We start from the raw sequence: 25,844 nt of genomic DNA on the forward strand, positions 1-25,844 counted from the left end.
AAATAAATCTATATTTTGTAATCATAACTTGCTATAAACTATATTTACTAAGCTTTTCAGGCTATTTTGTTACTCGCCAGATGATTTCACTGCCAGATGTCACAATTGTCAGCCAAATTTACGAAAGTGCTAATTCATTCGTATATCGAGGTATCTTTAATACCAATCGGCAACCCGTGATTTTAAAACTCCTCAAGGAGGATTATCCTACACCTGCCGAACTCTACCGCTATCAGCAGGAATATGAAATTACTCGTAGTCTTAACTTAGAAGAAATAATTAAAGCTTACGAGTTGAGAAAATACCAGAATACTCTCCTCATGTTATTGGAGGATTTTGGTGGAGAGTCTTTAAAAATTCTGTTGCAAAAAATTTCCTTTTCTGTGCCAGGGTTCCTTAACCTCGCCATCCAAATTACAGATATTTTAGGCAGAGTTCATCAACACAATATTATTCATAAAGATATCAATCCATCTAACATTGTCTTCAATCCTCAAACAGGACAATTAAAAATTATCGATTTTGGTTTATCTACTCTTTTATCCCAAGAAAATCTTGCCCTCCAAAGTCCGAATGTTCTAGAAGGGACATTAGCTTATATTTCTCCAGAACAAACAGGACGCATAAATCGTGCGCTTGATTACCGCACCGATTTTTATTCTCTTGGTGTCACTTTCTACGAATTGCTAACCAAACAACTTCCCTTTGGCTATGACGACGCACTTGAATTAGTCCATTGTCATGTTGCTAAACAACCCCTAAGTCCTCATGAAATCAACCCAGAAATTCCCATCAATCTCTCGGAGATTATCATGAAGTTAATGGCAAAAATGCCCGAAGAAAGATATCAGAGTACTTGGGGAATTAAGGCGGATTTAGAAACTTGTCTGACTCAATGTCAAAACGGTGCTATCCTAAGATTTACTTTAGGATGTCAAGATATTTGCCATCAATTACAAATTCCGGAAAAACTTTACGGAAGAGAATCGCAAATTGAGAGTTTATTGACTGCTTTTGAGCGCACAAGTCTTGGTAAAACTGAACTCATGCTCATTTCTGGATACTCTGGTATCGGGAAATCAGCTTTAGTTCACGAACTCTATAAGCTAATTACTGAAAAACGCGGATACTTTATTAGCGGAAAATTTGATCAACTTCACCGCGATATTCCCTATCAAGCTTTAGTTGCTGCGTTTCAAGAATTAGTGCGTCAATTACTTACCGAAAATGAATTGCAATTACAACAGTGGCGAGAGAAAATTTTAGCTGCATTGGGAGCTAACGGACAAATTATTATTGATGTTATTCCCGAAGTTGAACTGATTATTGGTAAACAACCTGCTGTCCCAGAATTACCTTTTACAGAAGCACAAAATCGGTTTAATTTAGTTTTTCAAAACTTTATTCAAGTATTTTGTCAAAAAGAACATCCCCTAGTTATATTCCTAGACGATCTGCAGTGGACAGACAGTGCTACATTGCAATTGCTCCAGTTAATAATGACTCATACTAATAGTCAATATCTGTTTTTGATTGGAGCTTATCGAGATAACGAAGTCAGTGCAACTCATCCGGCTATGTTGACTGTAGCAGAAATGAATCAGCAGGGGTTAGTTGTTAATCATCTCTCCCTTTCACCCTTAAATTTCCATCAAATTAATGAATTCATTGCAGAAACGCTGAAGACTAATTGCATCCATACCCAAAAATTCGCTCAGTTGGTTTGGGAGAAAACACAGGGTAATCCTTTTTTTATCAAAGAATTTATCAAGTCTCTTTATGCAGATAAATTACTGAAATTTGATACTAATGCTGGCTCTTGGTCTTGGGATTTAGAACGAATTATTAATAGTAGTATAACAGATAATGTTGTTGAGTTAATGACAGAAAAGATTCAACGCTTATCAGATTCAGCACAAAAAGTTTTAAAATTAGCTGCTTGTATTGGTAATTCTTTTGATTTAAAAACTCTGGCAGTTATTAATGAAAGAACTCAAAAAGAAACTGCTAAAGAATTATTAGATGCTATGCAAGCCGGACTGATATTACCTATCGGCGATGACTACAAGTTTATGCAAACAGACCGAGAATTGCATGAATTAAAAATTACTTATAAATTTGCTCACGATCGCATTCAGCAAGCCGCCTATTTCTTAATACCCGTCGAGGAAAAGCAAGCTGTTCACTGGAGAGTTGGACAACTATTATTACAAAATACTCCGCCACAGTTACGACAACAAAAGATTTTTGATATTGTCAATCAACTAAATTTAGGTATTGCAACAGTTAATGTTCAAGAAGAACGAGATAAAATCGTCCAATTAAATCTCATTGCTGGTAAAAAAGCGAAAGCCTCAGCTGCCTGGAAAACTGCTGGTAATTACTTCAGAATAGGCAGGAATTGCTTAAGTGCTGATAGCTGGCAAAGTCAGTATGATTTAACTTTAGTATTATATGTGGAAGCGGCCGAGGTAGCAAGTTCCTGTGGCAACTTTGAGGAAATGGAGAAATTAGTTGGCATAGTGCTGCAAAAAGCTAATTCGTTACTAGATAAAGTAAAAGTTTATCAAGTCAAAATCCAAGCTTATACATCCCAAAACAACCCTAGACAAGCAATTGATACCGCACTGTCAGTATTAAAAATGTTGGGAATTTACTTTCCTAAGAAGCCTAATAAAATAGATATTTTACTCAAGCTGGTAAAGACAAAGTTAAGTTTAACAGGCAAAGAAATTGAGGCATTAATCGAATTGCCAGAAATGACAGATCCTTACAAGTTAGCAGCAATGCGGATTTTGTCGGATGTGGTAGCGCCTGCTTATTTCGCAATACCGGAACTCTTTGCTTTAATTGTGTTTGAACAGGTCAATTTATCCCTCAAATATGGGAATACAGCTACCTCCTGCTATGCTTATGCAACTTACGGATTAATTCTCTCTGGTGAAGTTATCGGAGATATAGAAGCAGGCTATCAATTCGGTCAACTTGCTCTGAAATTGCTCGATAAATTCAATGCTAAAGAACTTAAAGCTAGAATATTTTTTGTCGTTAATTTTTTTATTAAACATTGGAAAGAGCATATTAAAGAAACCTTAACACCTTTGCGGGATGCTTATGTAATTGGATTGGAAACTGGGGATGTAGAATACGCTGCTTATGCGGCAACTTCATACACCCATCATGCATATATTCTGGGACAGGAATTAGCAAAATTGGAACCAGAAATGGCAATGTATGCTAATTCTCTCAAACAACTGGGACAAGAAACAGGTTATTATTATATCCAAATCAATCGGCAGCTGATATTAAATTTAATGGGGCAGGCTGAAGATAATTGTCGTTTAATCGGTGAAAGCTATGACGAAGATAAAATGCTACCGATTCATCTGGAAGCTAATGCCCAAAATATTTGTCACTATCTGTATTTTTATAAAATATTTCTCGGCTATTTATTTCAAGATTATCAGCAAGCTCTGAAATATACTCGTTTAGTAGAAGAATCTCAAGATAGTGCTGTTGGTAGTATTCCCTTGGCGGATTTCTACATATCTCTAATTTACCTAGCTATCTATGCTGATGCTTCTAAATCCGAACAAAAACGCATCCAAAAGCAGGTGAAAGCCAAGCTAAAAAATCTTAAAAAATGGGCGCATTTTGCACCGATGACTCATTTGCAAAAATTCTCTCTAGTGCAGGCAGAATTGCATCGAGTTTTGGGCGAACATACTCAAGCGATTGATTGCTACGATCTCGCCATTGCCTTAGCCAAAGAAAATGACTATCTCAATGAAGAAGCTTTGGCTAATGAACTGACTGCTAAATTTTACCTCAATTGGGGAAAAGCGCAAGTTGCCCAAGGTTATCTGATTAATGCTTATCACTGTTATCTGCGTTGGGGTGCGATCGCAAAAGTTAAGGATTTAGAACAGCAATATCCGCAACTTTTGCAGCGCTTTACCAAAACTAATATATCCCTAGATTCACGTCACAGCATACCTAGTACTTCTGGTAGTACCGCCGGTGAAGTTCTAGATTTAGCCGCACTGATGAAAGCTGCTGTCGCAATTGCTAGTGAAATTGAACTAGATAAACTCCTCGCAACTTTAATGCGAATTCTCCTATCTAGCGCCGGCGCACAAACTGGCTATCTCATTTTAGAATCCCTGGGAGAATTACGAGTTGAAGCATCTGGTGAGGCGAATTCTGAGCAAATTCTCGTATTGCAATCGACTCCTATCGAAACTTGTCTACCTGCATCAATTATTTACTATGTTGCCCGAACTCAAGAAGGATTGATTGAAAGTAATGTTGCCCGTGATGGTAGATTTACTCAAGATAAATATATCAAACAATACCAACCAAAATCAATCCTTTGTGCGCCACTGCTGAATCAAGGGCAATTGATTGGGATTGTCTACTTAGAGAATAATCTCGCAGATGATGTTTTTACAGCCGATCGCCTGAAAGTAATACAAATGCTTTCGACACAAGCAGCGATCGCGCTCAATAATGCTAGACTTTATACTCAGGTGCAATCGACGCAAAACCGATTGAATAAATTTCTCAACGCCATTCCTCTAGGTATATCTGTTCACGATGCCAAAGGACAACTGGTTTATGCTAATCAAGTTTCCCAGCAGTTACTCAAGATTCAAGATTTAGTCAAAGCTGAAGCCGAACAACTTGCACAAGCCTATCGCATATATCGTGCGGAAACTGGGCAGATGTATCCATTAGAACAGCTACCCATAGTGCGATCGCTTGGGGGTGAAAAAACAAGGGCGGATGATTTGGAACTACACTATAGTGAGCTAATTGTCCCCTTAGAAGTCACCAGCACGCCAATTTTTGATGAAACTGGTAATGTAGAATATGCGATCGCCGCCTTTCAAGATATTAGCGATCGCAAACAAGCACAGAAAACCCTGATTGAAAATGTGCGGTTAGAACAGGAAATTAGCGAACGCAAAAAAATAGAAGCAGAACTCGAACAAGCTAAAGACGCAGCCGAAACGGCTAACCGCGCTAAAAGCACATTCCTGGCTAACATGAGTCATGAATTGCGAACTCCCCTGAATGCAATTCTCGGCTTTTCCCAACTGATGAACCAGGATGCAAATCTCTCCACCGGACAAAAAGAGAATTTGGAAATTATTCATCGCAGTGGAGAACATTTGTTGGCGCTAATTAACCAAGTGCTTGACTTGTCGAAAGTGGAAGCCGGACGCATGGTTTTATCCACAACTAACTTCGATTTGTATTACTTACTAGCCGATATCGAAGATATGTTTGCATTGAAAGCCAAAGATAAAAACTTGCAGTTGCAATTTGACTGTGCCCTTAACGTTCCCCAATATATCTGCACAGATGAGATGAAATTGCGGCAAGTACTGATTAACTTAATAAGTAATGCCATCAAATTTACCTCTTTTGGCAGCGTGTCAGTTAAAGTGGCAATCAATGCAGATATGCAGACAGATAGTGGAGAAACAACTATTAGCTTTGAAGTCACAGATACAGGAGTTGGCATTGCGCCTGAAGAACTAAAGAATTTATTTCAGCCCTTCGTGCAAACCTCATCAGGGCAGCAATTACAGCAAGGAACGGGATTAGGATTAACAATTAGCCGTGAATTTGTGCGCTTGATGGGGGGTGAAATTACTGTTATGAGTAGTCAAGGTTTTTACCCCTCTGGTACTACTTTTAAATTTGACATACCAGTAGGTATTGCTGAAGAATGCGTAATTAATAATCCATCGAAAAGCGATCGCATTATTGCTTTAGCTCCTAACCAACCTCAATATCGCATATTGGTAGTGGATGATAAAGATTATAACCGCCAATTGTTAGTTAAACTCCTCAAACCCCTGGGTTTTGCAGTCCAAGAAGCTAATAATGGTGAAGATGCAATTAAAATTTGGGATGAGTACTCACCGCATCTAATTTGGATGGATATGCGAATGCCAATCATGGATGGTTATGAAGCCACCAAACGCATTAAAAGCACAACTAAAGGGCAAGCCACTGTCATTATTGCTTTGACTGCTAGTGCATGGGAAGAAGAAAAAACCGTAATTTTATCTGCTGGCTGCGATGATTTTGTCCGCAAACCTTTTTACACAGAAACCATATTTGAAATGATGGCTAAACATTTAGGAGTTCGTTATATTTATCAAGAAAAAGAGCCATCATCTCATCATGCTAATGTGAATGTAGAACCGTTAAATTTAACCAATTTATTCGCAGAAATGCCCAAATCATGGATTATAAATTTGCATGAATCTGCCCTAGATGCAGATGCAGAATTAGTCTTGCAAATCCTAGATTCAGTTCCCGAATCTCATGCTTTAGTTCGTCATACTTGCAAAAATTGGGTGAAGAGATTTCAATTTGAAAATATTTTAGATTTAACTGAACCATTGATTACCAAACATTAACTAACAAGAATATATATTTTTTATCACTTATTTACATCTGATAATTTAACTGAGCATTCTTCCATATTCCCTCTTCTCCCAAAACCCCATAATCTTTAACCTCGCGTATAGTCATCGAAAAGCCATCACCCAACTTCACCGCTATCAATTCATAGCCTTTTTTTTGCAGTTTGGTTTCCAAAAAAAATTCTTGCTCCAGGGATTCTCCTGTTTCAACTACCTGTACTAACTGCTTAAAAAATCCGGGAATAAGTTGGTTTAAGAGTTGTTTCTGCCCTAAATTATTAGTCAATTCTTCTCGTTTCTTACCCAAGATTTTAGCAAATACAGGATTAACTAATAAATAGCGAAAATCTTCAATTTCTCCAGTTACCATATCCCTCACCGCTTGCATAGCAGCAATTCCATCTCTGGAACTGTTCAACAAACTGGCGAGAATGGCGCGAGATTGGTAGAGAATTTCTGCGGTTTGTTGATGTTTCTCTATTTCTTGTCGCAGCTGGGCTTTTTGCTGTTGCAGAGTCAGGTGAGTTTGAATGCGAGCGATGACTTCTTCAGTTTGAAATGGTTTGGTAATATAATCTACTCCCCCAACTTCAAAAGCTTTGACTTTATCAAAAACTTCGTTTAATGCACTGAGAAAAATAATCGGAATATCTGAAATTTCTTCCTCAGCTTTCAGAATTGAGCAGACTTGATAGCCATCGATATCTGGCATTTTGATATCAAGTAAAATTACATCCGGGGGATTGTTGCGGATAGTTCGTAATGCCATATTACCGTTAGTGACACTGCGAACTTTGTATCCTTGTTTGCTTAAGATATCGTTTAAAAAATGCAGGTTTTCGATGAGGTCATCAACAATTAAAATATTGCCTTTACGGTCTTCAGTTTGATAGGTGTCGTTTTCTACGATGTTGAGAGAGGATTGAGTAGAGGTAGCACTTTGTTGTAAAAGTAAATGGCGAAAGTTATTTTTAGTTACTTTTTCGTCTAGTAAATCTGAAAGACGTTTCCATAATAATGAGGCTAAATCTTTAATATGCCCCACACTCATATATAAACTATCCGCCACAGCGTTGTAGGGTTCGTTGTCCCAAGCAGCTTTGAGAATTTCTTTCTCCGGGATGGTTAGTTTTTTACCTGTTTTGGCTTCTAGGGTCGAGTCTACCCATTTGATTGCTTCTTCAAGATTCATGGGTGCTTAGATGTCATTGTTGAGGGTTTTTGGTGATGAGATAATGTATTTTATTTTATACGTAGTGTGGCAATTGGCGATCGCTACTGCCTTCGATAAGTGTTTCAGTATATAAATACTATTTACTTTTATGGTTGTAAATTAACCGTATTTTCTCGGAAATTCTTCCAAAAGAGAATAGATTTACTATAGTGTTTATTTATCATTACCCTTAAGTATTTGTATTATATATTTCTCTCATTAGACGCTTTACCACTTGCTTTTGTGAATTCTGTTGAGAGCTTGCCTCAATATAAATACTTGATATTAAACAAGATTTCAAGCAAAATCCGACTCATCAGACCGAAATACCCGACTTTTCCGACTAGTGCACAGCAGAGAATAGTAGTAACTTTACATACGAGCAGCAAATACCACGCTAGTGAATTGTCAAAACTTTACCACAATTATTCGTGATCCAGCATTTATATATACATACAAGTATATATAAACACTTAATTAGCAAAGACTAAGAGATTGCTCTGACTTTTCCAAAATTTACCAAATATATACCTTTATTGGTTTATTTACCCAAAAAAACTGGAAATCGTCTAAATACAATGCTTCAGCCTAGTTGCGGTGAAAGAGTGAGTAATTTTTTATACGTTAAACGTTTGAAATCGAATTGCAATCAAATTAATTAGATTGTTGAGTGTCACATTATGGTAGTTTCTCTAACAGTCTTCTCCTCATCAGAGCGTAGTAGTTCTGATGATGTAAGTATGACTTTTTGGCAGCAATGGCAACAGTATCGAGATTATCTTTATCGTTGCTGTGTCAAGTGGATGGGTGACCCAATTGATGCTGAAGATGCGCTCAGTCGGGCGATGCTGAAAGCTTGGAAGAAGGTGCAAAAGTATGCGGGGGAAATTGCTAATTTTAAAGCTTGGCTCGTGACGCTGACTCGTAATCTCTGCGTGGATATTCATCGAGAACGCACTCGGGGCGCGAATCGAGTTGAGGATATAGAAGGTTACGCCAGGAGTGAGGAGCAAGAACTGGTTGCGTTTGAGAATATGCCAGAAAGTGTGATGGAGACTGACGAGAGAAAGATGGTGATTCGTCGCGCTATTGATAACTTACCGACGAGGCTGCGCGAGACCTTTATTCTGCACTTTTATCAAGAACTGTCACATCAAGAAATAGTAGCACAGCAAGGAATTTCCTACCAGAATGTCTGTAAGCGCATCTCCCAGGCGCGGGCTATTCTGCGTGAGGAGTTGAAGGAATATTTTATAGGTGAGGATGGGAAGGATACGGATTTATCGGTTCCAGCGACTGCAACAGAGTCTGAAATAGGGGACATGTGCCAGGAGAATGTGGGAGTTGAAGCGAGAGCAGGTGAGACGATGACATTATCTGTTGTAGAGGAAGTGGAGAGTGTTGTGTGTGAGGGATCGCTGGAGGTATTACATAATGTGCAGCACTCGGAGCAGGTGATGGTTGCGCCAACTTCTGAGAGAAAATTAGAAGTCAAGAGTGATGGTTGTGGGTGTTTTGAAGTGGCTCTATTGCTGTGTGAAAAGCAGCCTACAGCAATTGTAGCTTTGGCTCAATTAGGTCAAGAAAGTCGAAATAGGGAGAATTCTTTTCTGACTATGCAAAATATACAACAACAGCATCAGGTGGGGGAAGTTGTGGGAGAATTTGTGCTAAAGTCCGGCTCCGTTATGCAACCTATTACTGCTACTGTGCGCGTATTTTTTAGACACTTTGGGCATCTGGAGGCGATTATACTGAGAGCAAATAGTCAATCATCTCCACAAAAAAGCCCAGATCTTGGTTTTGAACTGATTAAGAAAATGTGTTTCTTGAAAGAGGGTTAATAACCGTAGTAAAAGCAACTGTGATCGTTTTTCAGGATAATTGTCAAGAGATCGGGTGGTTCAAGCCCCTCTTTTTTATTTTGATGGAAGAGCGATCGCGCGATTGTAAATTTTGAATTTTCAATCCAAAATCTACAATTCGGTTAAGGAATTCTTGTCTACAATCTCCACATTCTTGCTTGTATGTCCAAATCTCAATTGGCTTAATTTGTCAATTACTTCTACTGGACTGACTCTTTGGGACACATTTATATGATGAGGAATAAGTAGCTAAATCGAACAATTCAGAAATTGATTACTGGAACCGTCTTATAGGTGGATAAGCGAAAGGAAGAAAACCTAACTTTGTCCCTGTTCAAATACCAGCAACAAAACTAATACACAAAAGAGGTGTTTGTATGGCCTCTTTCTCGATGTACTGAAAATTAAAGGAAGGAAATATGGCTGAAATTGTTGAAAAAGGTGATTGGATACAATTTGACCCAACTGAAAAGCAGAAGGAGCCAACTATTATCAAATGGCAACAAGATTTGGGTAACCGAGAAGAACCTTATATCGCGCTACCCTACTCTGTCAAGGATAAAGAGGCGGGTGGCAGTCTGTTTATACAAAAAGCTCTTGCAGACTCATTTTTCAAGAAATGCCAAAAAGATGAAGACAGCAACCCCCTAGTTAGCGGCGGCTACAAAATTCAGGTTGATGAGGCTTTTCAATATGGACAAAATAATGAAAAAACGTTGCGGTTTTTAGTCTATCACAATAAGGCTAATAAGCCCTATCAACACCGATTTATTGAGACTACTGCCTTTTCCAACATCGGAAATAAGATTATAGCGGTAGGTGGAGCAGCAGCTCCGCAGTGGGCAGCCATTTTACAGAAAGGCGCAGACCTATTAAAAGGTTTCATTGGTGATTATTTGAGAGATTTCTAAGTGGCTGTTTCATCTTGCACATCGAGTTTGAAACATACTTCAACCTCAAAAAATTCACCCATTATTTGCGGAAATTGTCTCGAAATCTATTGGAGGAAGTTTTACTATGTACATTTCACAGCTTACAGGTGTATACCTTGCCTGGAGAGGAACTGACGACCATCTCAACATTATTTCTTCTACAGACGGTGAAAACTTCGGACAGAAGATTGTCCTGTCTGACACTAGTCATGTTGGGTTGTCACTAGCTGTATTCAACAATAGGCTTTACGTTGCCTGGACAGGAACGGATGACCACCTCAACATTATTTCTTCTACAGATGGGAAAAATTTCGAGCAGAAGGTTGTTTTACCTGAAACCAGCAATAGCGGACTGGCGCTAGCTGTTTTCAACAATCAACTCCATCTTGCTTGGAGAGGAACAGATGACCATCTCAACATTATTTCTTCTACAGACGGGGAAAACTTTGGGCAGAAGATTGTCCTATCTGAAACTAGTCGCGTTGGGTTGGCACTGGCTGTATTCAACAGTCGGCTTTACGTTGCCTGGACGGGAACGGATGACCACCTCAACATTATTTCTTCTATAGATGGGAAAAATTTTGAGCAGAAGGTTGTTTTACCTGAAACCAGCAATAGCGGACTGGCGCTGGCTGCTTTCAACAATCGACTCCACCTTGCTTGGAGGGGAACAGACGACCATCTCAACATTATGTCTTCCACCGATGGGGAAAACTTCGGACAGAAGATTGTCCTATCTGACACTAGTCACATTGGGTTGGCACTAGCTGTCTTCAGCAGTCGGCTTTACCTTACTTGGACGGGAACGGACAACCATCTCAACGTTATTTCCTCAACAAACGGGACAAATTTTGAGCAGAAGGTTGTTTTACCTGAAACTAGCAATAGCGGACTGGCATTGACTGGAGTTTAATCAATGCTTGAGTGTACTACGTTTCTAAGTTCTTCGTTATATAGAGACGAGTGCATGGCGATTAGATTTAGAACTCACAAGGGTGATTGACGCAAAGCGCCAGCGCTCTCATGCGATCGCAGTTTCTCTTAAGAGACTGCGATCGCTTCTTGAAGGAACTTCCAAACATTTAGAAAAATAGGAGACAATCATGCAAGCACAAGGGCAATTACCGGGATTGATATTGAACAATTTACAAGCTGGTGACATTCTGTTAACTTCTGGTAGCAAAGACACTCTTGTCCACGGAGTGATTACATTAGGACAATGGTTGGGACAATTGTTCAAACCTACTGGCGGCAGTAGCTCTACTGTCCACGCAGCTATCTACATAGGTCGGGATCAAAACAATAGGCACCGACTGATCGAATCCGCTGGCGAAGGACTTGCCTATGTAGACATGGAACCAAACAATCCTGGCTCTGGAACAAGTACATATTTAGTGTACCGATACATAGCTCCCCACCCTGATAACCCAGAAATTTCCCTATCCCAGATGGCAGCTTTTTGTGCCGAAGATTACTATACGCAACAACAAAACCCAAACTGGGCGGGAACACCAAATGTTGGTCAATACAGCAAATTACAGGCAGCTAGGAGTGTATTATCTGCATCAAAGGTCACGGAAGATGTTATAAGAGCAATGAATAGGATTTGGGGCGATCCAGCAGGGGTTATGGGGGAGGTCTTTTGCTCCAACTTCGTGATACGGTGCTACGTAGCAGCTAGTATTGCCCTTAGTCCTGGAGGAATGATTATTCAAGAAGCTCAGCTAGGTATTCGCAAGAACCCCAAAACTACTTCACCACGAGAGTTACAAGGAACACTGGATGAAGATCCCCAGCGTTGGCAACGTGTTGGTAATATTACAGTACCAAAACCTGCCAAAAAATAGCTTGAAGAAATCACAGGAAGCGACTGCCTTATAATTTAGGCAGTCTCTCTAGATAAAAGGCGATCACTCCTCCAGCTAATCAGACTCACAACTCACAAGGGCATAGTTCTCTCTAATCCAAACTGTAATTGCTCGTTTACTGAAGTCATCGCTGGTAAGCCTCTTTCAGATTCGATTACCAATGGAAACAGATACTTCATGTTTCATAGAAGCAAGAGTTTGCTACCTAGAACACCGATTTAGTAATTAGGATAAAGTAGCAGACTGCTCAGTAGCGTGGGTAAAAATTTTGGTAAGGACATAATATTGGCTATGCATTAATAATATTTTAGAGGGCAAAGTAGTGCCTTGCCCCTACAATTTGCCCCATTCTTTTTTCAAATTGGTGTTATTGTTCTTCCCTGCTTTGTCTAGCTTTATGGATCAGCTACCGCATATTGCAATCACTGATTTAATTATCCGACTTTTCCGACTTCATGAGCCGACTTTGCCGACTGACAAAAAGGAGGGAGAGGAATGAGAATAGATAAAGATATTACTCATTCATTAGACGGAAACTTCTTAATTATGTAGAGTTTGGTAACAGAAGAAAGGAATCATTGCTATTTGTATTTCAATTTAGATTTTGAAGAGGTAGAGTGTGCGACTCTACAATGTGCTCTAGTCGAAGGCAAATTATTGTAACAAATCTAGGAAGGAGAAAAAGTCATGAAAATTTTTAAGCAATTACCTGCTATTTTTTCAAAAAAAGCCTTGAAAACAAATACATACCGCAACTTAAAAATCGCGAATATTGCTGTTGTTGTTTGGATATCTACTATTGTCCTATCCTTCTTTGCTAGCCCGAGCTACGCCTTTGAACCTAGAGATTTAGAGAAGTTAAGGCAAATGGGTGAATGTCGTGGCTGTAACCTTGCAGGTGCTGACCTGAGACCTATTCTACTGAAGGACAATGCTGACCTTTCACGTGCTAACCTTTCAGGTGCTGACCTTGAAGGTATTCCGATGAATGGTATTAACTTTTACAACGCTAACCTTTCAGGCGCTGACCTTTCAAAGACTAGAATTGCAGGTTCTAACTTTTCAGAAGCTAATCTTGAAGATGCTAACCTTTCAGAGGCTGACCTTGAAGGTTCTGTCTTTTTAAATGCTAACCTGAAAAATGCTAACCTTGAACGTGCTAGCCTTTCAGGTGCTGACCTTGAAGGTTCTATCCTGAAAAATGCTAACCTGAAAGATGCATTGATATCGCCACACCAATTGGAGCAAGCTAGAAAGAACTAAAGTCTGAGGGAATTGGATCTGGGGGATTGAGGGTTAATGGGTGTTCAGCAAGCCACAAAAAACTGCCCCAATCCGTTTCTTTTATTTGTAACGGTTAGCGCGCCGCCTGTGGGGCCCTCCTCAGATCCACTTTGTCCAATGTCTGAAATACTCAATCAACTTGGCAGCACAGAAGTTACCAGTAATTTCCAGATACTCTCGTCGTAATATCACCAGCACAGATATTTTGTCAGAGGAGACAATAGCACTCATCTTTTACCTCCTTGCCAAAGTGAAACTTCGTTGACGCAATATCACTTTTGAAAAAATGCATATAGGAGTGAGCAGCAATTTCTATTACTGCTCACAGTGAGTTTGAGACTGTTACCAATTACTGAACTTGCGCCTCATCCGAAAGAAGCGATCGCTATTCTCTAGGGGTAAGAGTTCAAGTATTGCAGATATGTATCAGTCGTAGGCAAAAAGTTGCTATGTGATAGCAAATGTTTTTTTAGGTCTAACTACTCTTGTAATAGGAGTTTACCTTCCTGGTACAGTTGTTTAATGTAACTGTGACATCTGGCTGGGCTAATATCTCGAAAAATCTCTTTAGCGTTAATTATTACCCGCCAGTATAGATTATCGTAATTTCCATAGTCGTAGATAATCCTAGCTATCAGTTGCTCACCAACAAATGCTTCTTGCTCGTAAAAAGAAATTTTCATAATTGTCGGGACTTCTGGGACTTCAGCCAGTTCAATTTGGTCGAATGGGTTGAGTGTGCCATCCTGGTAATGCCATTGAATGTAGCGTAGGCATTTGGCAGATGTAGTGGCGCGGAACATCTCTTTGCCGTTAACCATAACCAACCAAGGTTGCATAACAAATTCGTCATTATCGTAGACCATATAAGCTATGAGTTTGTTACCCACGTAGACTTCATGGTGGTAGAAGTTGATTGCTACTGTTCTCAGTTGGGGAGCAATAGCTTCGGTTGTGGGTTGTTCGTCAAGGGTAGTATCAACCACTGTCTGAACCCTGCTAGCTTGATACTCAGCTATGGCATTAATCCAAGCATCCTTGCACCGCTTGTCAAGTACCTCAACTGTACAGATGATGTCATTGTAGATTTGCTTGAGTCGAGCTATGGATTTGTATTGCAGCTGTTGATAGCTATAGATGGTTTGAGTCATAATGGTATTTCCTATTAAAGGATTAAAAGGCGATCGCACTAAGTTTTCCAGGCTCTGAGCGATCGCCTTTCACTTTGACATTATCTAAAATAACAACTCAGAGTACAAAAATCAACTCTTAGTACAAACTATTGTTGTGACTTCAACACGCAATTCATAAATTATTTCAATCAACTCAACGTCAAGGGTTTTAGCAATTGTAGTGATAATTTTCGTGGAAACAGAGGCGGCTTCACCGTTTTCCAGTTTTCTGATGTACTCTTGTGAGCATTCAACACCTTGCTGAGAAACAGCATCTGCAATTTCGCGTCTAGACCTTTTACCGCGCAATAATTTTAGAGTTTCGCCACACTCTTTGTTCCACGCCAGCATGACAACCCATTCCAGCGGAACCATAATTACCTCTTTGAAATTCCTAGTTCTTATATTTGCACTTTCAGTTGTCATGTAGCAAGATATTTTTGTACCGTGAGTGTCAGCTAACCAGTTTAGTTATACAAGAATTTATAGGTGGCATGAGTATTCAAGTCGTCATTTTGGCGTTAACTTCATTTTCTTGTAAGTATATAGTTACAATTTTCATTTATTGTTGAGCAGCCATTTCCTTTACGATAGGCTGTCCTCAACAGATATTTCTAGTTTGATAGTGTAAACTGTTAAGAATAACAGTTAAACCAACGTTCCCAATAATCTTCTTTATTAGTTAACTTCGCTAAAACGCGGTTGTAGGTGGCAAACCACCCTTCCCAATAATCTGTGGGTTGTTTAACGCAACCATCACAAGTAGGACAACCAGCTTGACATTGAGGTACTGTATGAATACTACCGACGCAGTTTGTGCAAAGTTCGGGGTCAATCCAGCGATTACCATCAACTATTTTGATTGCACCAGTAGGGCATACAGACAGACACAAATCACAGGAAATACATTGGCCAGTAATTTTGTAAGCCATGACTAAGCTCCTTTTGGGGATTGGGCATGGGGCATAGGGCATGGGGCATGGGGCATTGAGCATTGGGGGTATAATTTTCCTAGCCGCTAGCCGCTAGCCCCTAGTCCCTATTTGCCTAACCCTTCGACATATTGCTCGTAATATTCCAAAGCAACTTTCTCAATTACGTCGTAAGCTTCAACAGTCTGTATGCCAGCTTTGTGCAATTCTTCTTTGGGACAGTTCCCAATCTTGGAGACCAAAACCGCTTTGCAATCTGCGATCGCTTTAATAATGTAGTCTAGAGTGGCTTCTTCTCCAAATCCACCTTGACAATAGTGGTCAATTTTACGATGACTGATAAAGCGTACTTCACTACCATCCACTTCGTAAATCTGGAATTCCTTCGCATGACCGAAGTGTTGGTTAACTAATCCACTTCCTTTGGTTGCTACAGCAACTAAGATTTTCGGTTTGTTAGCAAAATTCTTGCCGACTAGCGCCTTTTCTTTAGCGGCTTTGATTTCTTGTTTAAATTTCTCAATACCTTCGTGAACTTCTTGGCGTTGTTCTAGGTTATATTCGGGAGCCATTTCCAGGAATTTATCTTTGGTAAATTCTTGGCTGCGGTCTTCTCCTAACAATCCTACAGCATCGGCTCGGCATTGGCGACAGTGACGCATCATTTTCATGTTGCCGGCACAGTTGTCTTGAACTTCTTTGAGTTCTTTGGTGGTAGGGCCACGCTGACCAGTTAAACCGAAGTGTGTGCCATGTTCTGGCGCAGAAATCAACGGCATGATGTTGTGCAGGAATGCGCCGTTTTCACGAATGAATTTATTTACTTCTACCAAGTGCTGGTCATTGATTCCCGGAATCATTACCGAGTTGACTTTGCACAAGATATCGGCTTCTTTGAGGGCTTGCAATCCTTCCATCTGCTTTTCTAGCAGAATTCTCGCTCCCTCAACACCTTTATAACGCTTACGTTTGTAGTGAACCCAAGAATAAATCTGTGCGCCTATTTCTGGGTCAATAGTGTTAAGGGTAATAGTAACGTGATCTATATTGAGTTGTTTAATGCGATCGACATATTCAGTCAGCATCAAACCATTAGTTGATAAGCACAACTTAATATCTGGTGCTTTATCTGCAATCAACTCAAAGGTACGGAAAGTTTTTTCGGGATTCGCCAATGGATCACCAGGGCCAGCAATTCCCAAGACTGTCATTTGGGGAATCTTACCTGCAATCACCAATACTTTATGTGCTGCTTCTTCTGGGGTAAGTAACTCGCTAACTACACCAGGACGGCTTTCGTTAGCACAGTCATATTTTCGGTTGCAATAGTTGCATTGAATGTTACAGGCGGGGGCAACTGCAACGTGCATTCTAGCGTAATGGTGGTGTGCGTCTTCGCTATAGCAGGGATGCTTGGCAATGCGTTCCTTGAGCTTTTCATCCATCTCTACGGTAGAGTTGCTTTTGCTGTCGCATCCGCAACCACCTGATTTGGCTTGGGTAGTGGTAGGTTCCTGATTGGAGGAGGTGAGGAGTCCTGTAGACGGTGGTGTCATTGAATTTCGCAAGGGTCGGTGGACTGGCTGCCACTGTGAGAGATGCCGTTGCTACTCTTTATTGCCTAGGAATCGAAGTCGCGGCTTCTACTCGTGATTCGCAAGAATTTACTCTTTTGCGAAGTGATACTGATGAGAACATCAAATATGAGAGTAAAGCAGGCTTACAATCCTTGATTTTCGGCTGGTGTGTCAACGTTTGGGTCGTGGGTAGAATTTGTGCGTACAGCCCTTACAGCCGCGACTTCTATTCACAGAGGCATGGTGCTATCTCATCCCTCCACTCACTCTTCGCTTTTGTTTAGAAGCGTTAAGTGATTGGCGATATATGATTTATAGCAGCCATTTTTCCAGTCGGCTGACTTGTATCTAGGATAGAATTTATTGGATTTATTAAACTTGTACTCAAATTTTTTCAGCCCGAGTTTTCAGGCGTTACAAGAATTAATAAATTTTTTTTCGGGTAGAGGTTCTAGTATTTTTAGATTGGGGTACAAGTATTTATAGAGTGGGGTACAGGATTTCTTTGTACTCAGCCAAAACTTAGCACCCACAAAGGTTAGAACTTGATTTTAGATTGTTTTCAGACATTTATGTCTGTACTCAAACATTCCCCAGACATCACCCAAAGCCAGTAATCATAGGGGATTGAGGGGGAAAAACTGGAGTAGTCTACGTCGTTCTACTCCAGATACGTGCGAAATTCAATTCTGTATCCAACATATCATTTTTTTTTTGGTAAAAATGTAATTCATATTGTTTTAATCTTTCATTAAAAATAATATGCAATAACGTCAATAATCCTTGCTATATAAAGCTTATATAACGGTCTATATATCTACATTAATGCATATGATTGTCAAAAACTTAATTTTTTATCCTAAATTTTTCTTTTTCTAAAGAAGTCAAAACAGGCATTTTTACTCGATTGGTAATGGGTAATGGGTAATGGGTAATGGGTAATGGGTAATGGGTAATGGGTAATGGGTAATTGGTGTTTGTCTCCCTCATCCCGAGTCCCCAGTCCCCAGTCCCCAATCCCCACTACACTGTATTCATAGGCGAAAACGGGGTAGCAGGAGGAATGGGATGAAAGCTATGTTTATCCGCTGCTATGGGTCTGCTGAGGTGGTTGCAGCATGAGGATATGGAACAACCAACGATTAAGCCTGACCAATTATTCGTGAAGATTCACGTTAGTAGTGTTAATCCTGTTGATTGGAAAATTCGCCAGGGAATGTTGCGATCGCTCATTTGGAAAAAATTCTCGGCCTGCTGATAGCAAACGAGTCCTCAAACCCAATAATGTGTAATCACCACCCTACCCAGCACTGAAAGCTTCATGCAGAGCATTTTCACAACCTTTTTACCTGGTAAAAAGGTCAAATTTATCATAGAAAAACCCCAATCCTAAAGACTTACTTTACTTAAAAAACTTGATTGAATCGGGTAAAATTTTTGTTGTCATTGACCGCACATATCAGTTACAAAAATTAGTAGCAGCGCATACAGATAGTAAAACAGAACGTGCTGTGGAGAAAATAGCTATTACAGTTACTCTTTGAGCCAAATTGACCAATTTGATACATATCTGTGCTGTGCGAGTAGTCAAGAGTCCAAATTCTAAATTTGTTAACTCATATGACAAATAAATGTAGAAGATTTAAACTTTTTACACCATTATTAGAAAATTTTGATACAATTCACTCTTCCATCTCTTTCAACTTAGTTAACCAAATGTATTATTTTTTAAGTCAAGTGGTATTTAACCCCCGCATACTGATACCCTACACTACACATTAATCAAGCATTTTGTGATTTTTCGATTATATTTCTGCAATAAAGTGGAAAATTGCTATATTAAATGAATATAGTGTATATACTTATAACTAAATATCAAAGGCTACTAAATTTATGCTGAATTGGTTGACTGTTTGGGGGGCAATTCAGGCTGTTGGGTTGATTTTTAAGGTAATTTTGGAAGAAGTTGCAAAAGAAGTTGCTACAGATGGGACAAATATTTTATTGCATGGTATCCCTAACAAAGTTTTAAATCAATTACCAAAAGAAGAGCTAGGAATTACTGCTGGTAAGGCATTAAAAGAACTTTTACAGCTACTACAACAGCAGTTAAAAGTGCGATGCAAACTTTCTGACGATGAAATTAAAAGCTATACCGAAGATGTCAGGAAATTTACTAAAGATAAGTATGTCAGAGAAATTCTTGGTCAGGCTTTTGATATTCATTGTGAACATTTAAATGCTAAATCATTAGAAGAAGCTTGGCAAAGACTACGCCTAAAATCTCTACCTTATAGATTTAACTGGCAAATTTTAATAGATCAGTATTTAATACAAGTTCAAGAATTGCTGTTAGAGTCGGATACTTTACGCTTTTTTTTAACATCAGAACAATCATCTAATTTTGCTGAAAATGCTGGGATTGTCATCGAGCCGATGGTAAATTTTAACCTAGCTAAATATCAGGAATCTATTCGGGAAATCTACGGTGACATTAAGCTAGATAGTTTAGATACTAGCGGTTATGCTTACAGGAATCTGAATTTATGGCGAATGTTTATCCCTCAAAATGTGCGAGAAACACATCAATTTTTACCACAACTTCACGAACTACCAAAGGAATATTTTAGACAACTAAGAGAAAGTGATGAATTAGCATTAAAAATTTCCGATGCTGAACTAGTGGGACAGAAACTTCTTTATTTGGAACAGCCAATTCGCTCAGTATTAGACGTAATTAACGAAAAACATATTTACAAATCTATTGTAATTTTGGGATATCCTGGTTCGGGTAAATCTACATTGTTGCAATATTTAGCATTGAATTGGGCAGAATCTTCTCAAGAGAATTTAATGTTATCCCCAATTCCCTTGCTAATTGAATTACGTAATTATATGCGGCTCCGGGAGAATGGAGAATGTGAAAACTTTTTGGATTTTTTTACCCAATGTAGAAATACAATTGCCCAATTAAATCAAGTTAAATTACACGATCAGTTAAAAGCTGGTAATGCGTTGGTAATGTTTGATGGTTTAGATGAAGTATTTGACCTCAGGCTACGCGACGAGATAATTAATGATATTCATAGCTTTGTTAATGATCATCCTTATGTGCGGGTAATTGTTACTTCTCGGATTATTGGCTATGAACCACAACGATTTAGTAATGCTAATTTTCATCACTTTATTTTACAAGATTTAGAACCGGAACAGATTCAGGATTTTATTGATCGTTGGCATGAGCTAACTTTTAGTGATGTAGCAGATAAAGTCAGAAAAAGAGAACGCCTGCAAGAAGCAATTAATACAGTCAAATCTATTGCAGAATTAGCAGGAAATCCCTTGCTATTAACGATGATGGCAATTCTAAATCGTAATCAAGAACTGCCACGAGATAGGAACGAACTTTATAATCAAGCATCCAAGATATTACTACATCAATGGGATGTAGAACGCACTTTGGTAGAAGGTAATCGTTTAGATAAAAAGACTATTGATTATAAAGATAAACAAGCAATACTTCGTCAAGTTGCTTATTATATGCAAAATAGCCATCCAGGATTGGCAGGTAATTTAATTAGAGAAAATGAGTTAGAAAAGATTTTAATTGATTATTTAACACTCAGAGAATTTGAGCAGCCCAGAGAAGTAGCGCAGATGATGATTAATCAAATGCGGACTCGTAACTTTATGCTATCTTTTTTAGGTGCAGATTATTATGCTTTTGTACATCGGACATTTTTGGAATACTTCTGTGCTTGGGATTTTGTTTGGCAGTTTAAAGAAACACAAACTCTGACTATAGAGCAAATAAAATATGAAGTTTTTGGTCAACACTGGCAAGATGAAATCTGGCATGAACTTTTGCTACTGATATCGGCAATGATTGAGCCGAAATTCGTAGGTGAAATTTTAGTTTATTTAATGGCACAGAATGGTGAAGAGTTTGCATTTAAAAACTTATTTTTAGCTGCTAAATGTTTAGCAGAAGTCAGAAATCGTTCGGGGATTATCTCAATAGCTAATCAATTATTTGAGCAATTAAATGCATTAACTAAATATGACCTCTCATACAATTACGTACTTTATCGAGATGAAGAAGAAACAAAGCTAGTTCAGGAAATTCGCACTCAAGCAGTTGCAGCAATTGCTATGACTTGGGCAGAATCTTCTGATACTAAAATCTGGCTGCAACAACATGCTGCTAGTGATGATGATAGTGATGTGCGCTGTGCAGCAGTAGAAGGATTCGCCCACAGTTTCAAAGATGATCCTAATACTAAAACCTGGCTACAAGAACGCGCCATTAATGATGCTCATTGGGCTGTCAGACGTGCAGCGGTGCAAGAATTTGCTCGTGGGTTTAAAGATGATCCCGACAACAAAACTTGGCTACAACAACGGGCTGTTCACGATGATCACTGGGCTGTGCGTGTTGTCGCAGTGCAAGAATTGGCTCGCAGTTTTCCCAATGATCCTGACAACAAAACTTGGCTACAACAACGGGCTGTTCACGACGATCACTGGGCTGTGCGTGTTGTAGCAGTACAAGAATTCGTCCGCAGTTTCCCCAACGATCGCAATTCTACAAGCTGGCTACAACCACCTGTTAACCAAGATGATGATAGTGATGTAAGAGTTGTAGCAGTGCAAGAATTCGCTCGTAGTTTCCCTAACGATCGCAATTCTACAAGCTGGTTGCAACCACCTGTTAACCAAGATGATAATAGTGATGTGCGACGTACAGCACTCGAAGGGTTAGCCCGCAGCTTTCAATACGATCGCGACACCAAAATTTGGCTGCAACAACGTGCTATTCAAGATAATCATTGGGCTGTGCGAGTTGTAGCGGTGCAAGAATTAGCTCGCAGCTTCCCAGAGCAATCGGATACTAAAAATTGGCTGCAACAACGCGCTATCAATGATGACAACAGTGATGTGCGACGTGTAGCACTTGAAGGATTAGCTCGTAGTTTCCCAAATGATCCTGAAATCAAATCACTCCTGAAACAAAGTGCTACTCATGATGATGATAGTGATGTGCGAATTGTAGCGGTACAAGAATTAGCTCATAGCTTTTTATTTGACCCAGATATTAAAATATGGCTGCTAGAACGCACTATGCATGATGAAAGTGCAGGTGTAAGATGTGCAGTGATGGAAGAATTAGTCCGCAGTTTTAAAGATGATCCCGACACAAAATCTATTCTTAAACAACGGGCTATCCAAGATGATAATGAATATGTGCGGCGGGTAGCAGTAGAAGAATTAGTCCGCAGTTTCAAAGATGATCCCGACACGAAATCTATTCTTAAACAACAAGCTACTCAAGATAATAGTGCAAGTCTGCGTGGCGCAGCAGTAGAAGAATTAGCCCGTAGTTATCCAGATGATCAGGAGTTGTTTGAAATTTACTACAACTGTGCTGTCAACGATCCTGTTGAAATTCAAGCAGACTATGAAGGTAATCCCCGACAAATAGCACTGCAGATTATAGTCCAACATTTTTCGCAGCATCCCTACACCGTACCATTACTACGCGACAGAGCAGAAAATGACCCAGATGAGCAACTGAGGAACTTTGCTCAGAATCAGTTGCAGCAATGGCAAGAATAGAATTTCTCCCTATAATTTTGGATGCGATCGCAGTAACTGCAATTACAAATTCTCTATATCGATTCCCTCGGCTTGGAGTTTAGTTAACAACTGTTGATAGCGATCGCGCTTTTGCTCCTTTTCCCCTTCCCCTTTTGCCCTTAACCGATATTTATATATTGACTAATTTGTAGAACAGCTAGCTGCATTAAGTCCAGAACTATGAGGCGTGATCACTGTTGCTTGTGCTGTTAATAATATTTCTCCTTGAGGAGTAATGAGCAGTCCCTGAGCTTCTATAATCTCATTGGCAGTCTGGGATGGTAGATTTATCGAACTAGCAGTTACCAAAGAGCGATCGCTGTTTGTAGGAATCGGAACTGTTTGCATATCTTCTAAAACTGTGTCGCTCCCCAAAACTACATCTGGATTTTGGGGTAAACCACCTCGTCCAGTGACAATGAAGTGGTTAGATTCACTAGGTTGATTTTGTCCACAACCTTGAGTAATTAATGATGATGCATCTTTTGGCTGTACGGGTAATGCCACAATTCCTTTGCTAGGATCAACTGCTAGAGTTTTAATTTCTACACCACCATTTAGTCCAAACTGAGAACTAGCGGTAATATCGCTTTTAGAAGTTAGCTGCGGACGTAATTCGAGACCAAAGATACCTTGAGTTGTAATTTGAATGTTCCCACCTTGACCTTGGACTGCATTGGCAATAATGTCGCTGTTTTCTAAACCAACAATCACCGATGCATTAATTAACAGGTTACCACCATTACCTTTACCCGCAGCAGTGGCGGTAATGAGGCTATCGTGACGCATGAGCAAGTCATTATGTAAGTTTAATTTGACATTCCCCCCATTGCCATTGATATTCCGTCCTTGAATTTGAATCGAGCCGTTAGTGCCACTGGCATCAAGTAGCGATCGCTCATCGAGATTGATATCCTTGAATTGCTCAACTTTTGAGTAATCGCCTACCCAATTTTGTCCAGTACTATTGAGTGCAACCTGCCCATTGCTGACACTGCCTATTTCTATATGTCCCCCCCCATTAACGGTTGCAATCCCACCGACGAACTTCACATCACCGCCAATCAATGCCAATGTATTACCTGCCTTGACCTGTAAGCCAATGGGATTCTGGCTACGATCTGTAGGGATATATAATCCGCTAATCAGGCGATGTCCATTTCCTTGCACAGTAATTCCTTGGGAATTTGGCCCCAACTGTAAGCCGATGGGCACAGTCATTGTCAACAAGGGCGGCGCAGCAGGATTAACTGCACTAAATTCTACCCCATCAGCAAACTTAATACTATTCGCTGTGGTTCCCACAAATGAGCCACCAATATTCAACGAGGCATTTTGGCCAAACACAATCCCTGCAGGATTCATCAAAAACAAACTCACAGGATGATTACCGTTGAGAGTTTGAATTAACCCGTTAATATCGGAAATCTTTCCACCTGTAACTCGACTAAATATAGTTGTAATATTGGGCGTATGAATTAAATCAAATGTTGCTGAACCATTCTGAGGAATAGAGAAGTTACTAAAACTGTGAAATAAATTATTACCTTTTTCACTACCATTAAGAATATTAAAATTATTTCCACTTTGCTTGACTATGGTGTCAGTAGTTCCGTCAGATATCACCTGAGCATTGGCGCAGCGATTCCACAGGAGTATTACTAATAGGATGATCCCTAGAGTGAATAACTCACTTGTGAATTTCAAGAGAAACAGTACTACCTTCATCACCCATGACTTCCTCGTCCTGATTTAAAGCTAGTGTTCCCGTTCTAGGCACAATTCTCTAGCTGCTTTATAAACTCTTGTTTGTTTCAATTTACTTAAACGAAAAAATGTGACGCTTGCGGAAGTCCTATTAATAACAATTCAAATAATGTTTGCGACAGATAAAGTCTTTGTAGGGGCACGGCATCCACAATCTTTTGGTATATGAAATATCTTACAGGTGCCGTGCCCCCACCCATCTGTCGCGTTCTTTTTTCAAAATGGTATAACTTAACTTTAGACATCGCTCGCCATAGATCCAGATAATCTTAATTAAGCTGCGATATCTTCAATATTGCTGAAATGTGCTTGAAAAACAGCATTAACTGACTATTGATTTGGGGGTGTTTGCTGTGCTACTTGCTGAACTTGTGCAATATCTAAATCCAACGCCTGTGCTATTTGTTCCACAGTTAAACCCAGTGCTAAAAACTTAGGTATAGCTTCTAATTTTGCTTCCAAACGACCTTTCTGTTTACCTTCTTGTTCAGCTTCTTGATAAACTCGCGTTTGCTTCAATTCACTTAAACCAAACATTGCTTCTATCTCCTCTCGACTCATTTGCGGAAATTTATAAACTAGGATTGTCTCTATTAATTCTAGTAATTGCTTTTGTGGTAGTTGCAAATTAATGGCTTGCTGGGTGCGGTTGATTAATTCCCTGGCGGTGTTAATTGCTGTATCTTCCCCTTCAATTACTAATTTTATCGTAGCAATACCTATTGGTAAGGATGCAGATTCGCCTAACTCATCTAGGTAAATTAGACTGATACGCTGGCTTTGAAATAATTCTAAGAAATGTTCTTTATCTCCGATATCTATATCTCTGCTGGGATAAATCACTACTCCTCGCCAAGGATTTTTGGGTTTATTTTGGCGTAAGTATAAAGCGACTTCTGATATTAGGCGTAAGTAAATATCTGAGTCTGGTTGAAATTGAACTTCAACAAAATAAATCGGGCTTTGTTCATCTTGGGTGGGGAGAAATACACCATCAATTCTAAAGGCTGTTTGTTTGATTTCAACAGATGCAAATTGATAGATGTTGGCAATTTCGGGAGGATTGTCAATTAGTTCAAAGAAGATAGCAGGGAGTTCTTGAAAGAGGCGATAAAATATGCTGTCAGTTTTCACACTTATTTTTTAATTAAAGT

General features: G+C 39.5%; 18 protein-coding genes. 10 read left to right on the forward strand and 8 right to left on the reverse strand.

Annotation, left to right across the window (positions count from 1 at the left end; all coding sequences use genetic code 11):
- The first annotated feature begins 80 nt into the window (after positions 1 to 80).
- On the forward strand, positions 81 to 6,437 hold the full coding sequence (locus AACU25_RS24670; RefSeq protein ID WP_096580172.1) for an AAA family ATPase: 6,357 nt from the start codon (positions 81 to 83) through the stop codon (positions 6,435 to 6,437).
- 31 nt (positions 6,438 to 6,468) lie between these two features.
- On the opposite strand, the gene AACU25_RS24675 is transcribed toward AACU25_RS24670, so the two are convergent.
- The gene (locus AACU25_RS24675; protein WP_096580174.1) at positions 6,469 to 7,635 is read right to left on the reverse strand and encodes a response regulator; all 1,167 of its coding nucleotides are present in this window, start codon (positions 7,633 to 7,635) and stop codon (positions 6,469 to 6,471) included.
- A gap of 701 nt (positions 7,636 to 8,336) precedes the next feature.
- Here AACU25_RS24675 and AACU25_RS24680 point away from each other — a divergent pair.
- The 5 genes from AACU25_RS24680 to AACU25_RS24700 all read left to right on the forward strand — a co-directional run bounded on the left by AACU25_RS24680 (position 8,337) and on the right by AACU25_RS24700 (position 13,584).
- Positions 8,337 to 9,500, forward strand: a complete 1,164-nt coding sequence (locus AACU25_RS24680; RefSeq protein ID WP_096580176.1) for an RNA polymerase sigma factor — start codon at positions 8,337 to 8,339, stop codon at positions 9,498 to 9,500.
- Positions 9,501 to 9,940: 440 nt separating this feature from the next.
- Positions 9,941 to 10,432 (forward strand): hypothetical protein, encoded by a 492-nt coding sequence (locus tag AACU25_RS24685; protein ID WP_096580178.1) that lies wholly within the window; start codon positions 9,941 to 9,943, stop codon positions 10,430 to 10,432.
- 106 nt (positions 10,433 to 10,538) lie between these two features.
- Positions 10,539 to 11,366: a hypothetical protein gene (locus tag AACU25_RS24690; RefSeq protein ID WP_096580180.1), complete on the forward strand. Its 828-nt coding sequence runs from the start codon at positions 10,539 to 10,541 to the stop codon at positions 11,364 to 11,366.
- Between the two features lie 190 nt (positions 11,367 to 11,556).
- Positions 11,557 to 12,300: a hypothetical protein gene (locus AACU25_RS24695; RefSeq protein ID WP_096580182.1), complete on the forward strand. Its 744-nt coding sequence runs from the start codon at positions 11,557 to 11,559 to the stop codon at positions 12,298 to 12,300.
- A 708-nt stretch (positions 12,301 to 13,008) separates the two neighbouring features.
- Positions 13,009 to 13,584, forward strand: a complete 576-nt coding sequence (locus AACU25_RS24700) for a pentapeptide repeat-containing protein (RefSeq protein WP_096580184.1) — start codon at positions 13,009 to 13,011, stop codon at positions 13,582 to 13,584.
- A 120-nt stretch (positions 13,585 to 13,704) separates the two neighbouring features.
- On the opposite strand, the gene AACU25_RS24705 is transcribed toward AACU25_RS24700, so the two are convergent.
- The 5 genes from AACU25_RS24705 to nifB form a co-directional block, all read right to left on the reverse strand.
- Entirely contained in the window at positions 13,705 to 13,836 is a 132-nt protein-coding gene (locus AACU25_RS24705; protein WP_321206837.1) for a hypothetical protein, read from the reverse strand.
- A gap of 248 nt (positions 13,837 to 14,084) precedes the next feature.
- Positions 14,085 to 14,756, reverse strand: coding sequence for a hypothetical protein (locus AACU25_RS24710; protein WP_096580186.1), 672 nt, complete (start codon positions 14,754 to 14,756; stop codon positions 14,085 to 14,087).
- 111 nt (positions 14,757 to 14,867) lie between these two features.
- Complete coding sequence (locus AACU25_RS24715; RefSeq protein ID WP_190445939.1) at positions 14,868 to 15,152, reverse strand: helix-turn-helix domain-containing protein; 285 nt, start codon at positions 15,150 to 15,152, stop codon at positions 14,868 to 14,870.
- A gap of 260 nt (positions 15,153 to 15,412) precedes the next feature.
- Positions 15,413 to 15,709 carry a 4Fe-4S binding protein gene (locus tag AACU25_RS24720; protein WP_096580190.1) on the reverse strand — a complete coding sequence of 99 codons (297 nt, stop codon included), beginning with the start codon at positions 15,707 to 15,709 and terminating at the stop codon, positions 15,413 to 15,415.
- Between the two features lie 107 nt (positions 15,710 to 15,816).
- A complete protein-coding gene (gene nifB, locus AACU25_RS24725) occupies positions 15,817 to 17,265 on the reverse strand; it encodes a nitrogenase cofactor biosynthesis protein NifB (protein ID WP_096580192.1) in 1,449 nt (482 codons plus the stop codon).
- Here nifB and AACU25_RS24730 point away from each other — a divergent pair.
- The 4 genes from AACU25_RS24730 (at position 17,259) to AACU25_RS24745 (ending at position 22,902) form a co-directional block, all read left to right on the forward strand.
- Positions 17,259 to 17,570: a hypothetical protein gene (locus AACU25_RS24730; RefSeq protein WP_339382066.1), complete on the forward strand. Its 312-nt coding sequence runs from the start codon at positions 17,259 to 17,261 to the stop codon at positions 17,568 to 17,570. The two genes, nifB and AACU25_RS24730, sit on opposite strands and share 7 nt — an antisense overlap.
- Positions 17,571 to 18,412: 842 nt before the next feature.
- Entirely contained in the window at positions 18,413 to 18,544 is a 132-nt protein-coding gene (locus AACU25_RS24735; RefSeq protein ID WP_321206838.1) for a hypothetical protein, read from the forward strand.
- A gap of 157 nt (positions 18,545 to 18,701) precedes the next feature.
- On the forward strand, positions 18,702 to 18,830 hold the full coding sequence (locus tag AACU25_RS24740; RefSeq protein ID WP_321206839.1) for a zinc-binding dehydrogenase: 129 nt from the start codon (positions 18,702 to 18,704) through the stop codon (positions 18,828 to 18,830).
- A gap of 349 nt (positions 18,831 to 19,179) precedes the next feature.
- Positions 19,180 to 22,902 (forward strand): HEAT repeat domain-containing protein, encoded by a 3,723-nt coding sequence (locus tag AACU25_RS24745; protein WP_096580196.1) that lies wholly within the window; start codon positions 19,180 to 19,182, stop codon positions 22,900 to 22,902.
- 162 nt (positions 22,903 to 23,064) lie between these two features.
- Here the strand turns inward: AACU25_RS24745 and AACU25_RS24750 are convergent, their stop codons facing one another.
- Both AACU25_RS24750 and AACU25_RS24755 read right to left on the reverse strand, forming a co-directional pair.
- Positions 23,065 to 24,651, reverse strand: a complete 1,587-nt coding sequence (locus AACU25_RS24750; protein WP_096580197.1) for a filamentous hemagglutinin N-terminal domain-containing protein — start codon at positions 24,649 to 24,651, stop codon at positions 23,065 to 23,067.
- Between the two features lie 369 nt (positions 24,652 to 25,020).
- Positions 25,021 to 25,824, reverse strand: a complete 804-nt coding sequence (locus AACU25_RS24755; protein ID WP_096580199.1) for an Rpn family recombination-promoting nuclease/putative transposase — start codon at positions 25,822 to 25,824, stop codon at positions 25,021 to 25,023.
- Between the last annotated feature and the right edge of the window lie 20 nt (positions 25,825 to 25,844).

The organism is Tolypothrix tenuis PCC 7101, assembly GCF_963874875.1.
Taxonomy (GTDB): Bacteria; Cyanobacteriota; Cyanobacteriia; order Cyanobacteriales; family Nostocaceae; genus Aulosira; species Aulosira tenue.

Excerpts from the sequence above, each read along its gene's own strand:
- AACU25_RS24690 (WP_096580180.1), top strand. The coding sequence starts at position 10,539 with ATGTACATTTCACAGCTTACAGGTGTATACCTTGCCTGGAGAGGAACT.
- AACU25_RS24670 (WP_096580172.1), top strand. The coding sequence starts at position 81 with ATGATTTCACTGCCAGATGTCACAATTGTCAGCCAAATTTACGAAAGT.
- AACU25_RS24680 (WP_096580176.1), top strand. The coding sequence starts at position 8,337 with ATGGTAGTTTCTCTAACAGTCTTCTCCTCATCAGAGCGTAGTAGTTCT.
- AACU25_RS24750 (WP_096580197.1), bottom strand. The coding sequence starts at position 24,651 with ATGAAGGTAGTACTGTTTCTCTTGAAATTCACAAGTGAGTTATTCACT.
- nifB (WP_096580192.1), bottom strand. The coding sequence starts at position 17,265 with ATGACACCACCGTCTACAGGACTCCTCACCTCCTCCAATCAGGAACCT.
- AACU25_RS24695 (WP_096580182.1), top strand. The coding sequence starts at position 11,557 with ATGCAAGCACAAGGGCAATTACCGGGATTGATATTGAACAATTTACAA.
- AACU25_RS24700 (WP_096580184.1), top strand. The coding sequence starts at position 13,009 with ATGAAAATTTTTAAGCAATTACCTGCTATTTTTTCAAAAAAAGCCTTG.
- AACU25_RS24675 (WP_096580174.1), bottom strand. The coding sequence starts at position 7,635 with ATGAATCTTGAAGAAGCAATCAAATGGGTAGACTCGACCCTAGAAGCC.
- AACU25_RS24705 (WP_321206837.1), bottom strand. The coding sequence starts at position 13,836 with ATGAGTGCTATTGTCTCCTCTGACAAAATATCTGTGCTGGTGATATTA.
- AACU25_RS24715 (WP_190445939.1), bottom strand. The coding sequence starts at position 15,152 with ATGGTTCCGCTGGAATGGGTTGTCATGCTGGCGTGGAACAAAGAGTGT.
- AACU25_RS24745 (WP_096580196.1), top strand. The coding sequence starts at position 19,180 with ATGCTGAATTGGTTGACTGTTTGGGGGGCAATTCAGGCTGTTGGGTTG.
- AACU25_RS24735 (WP_321206838.1), top strand. The coding sequence starts at position 18,413 with ATGGAACAACCAACGATTAAGCCTGACCAATTATTCGTGAAGATTCAC.
- AACU25_RS24720 (WP_096580190.1), bottom strand. The coding sequence starts at position 15,709 with ATGGCTTACAAAATTACTGGCCAATGTATTTCCTGTGATTTGTGTCTG.
- AACU25_RS24685 (WP_096580178.1), top strand. The coding sequence starts at position 9,941 with ATGGCTGAAATTGTTGAAAAAGGTGATTGGATACAATTTGACCCAACT.
- AACU25_RS24710 (WP_096580186.1), bottom strand. The coding sequence starts at position 14,756 with ATGACTCAAACCATCTATAGCTATCAACAGCTGCAATACAAATCCATA.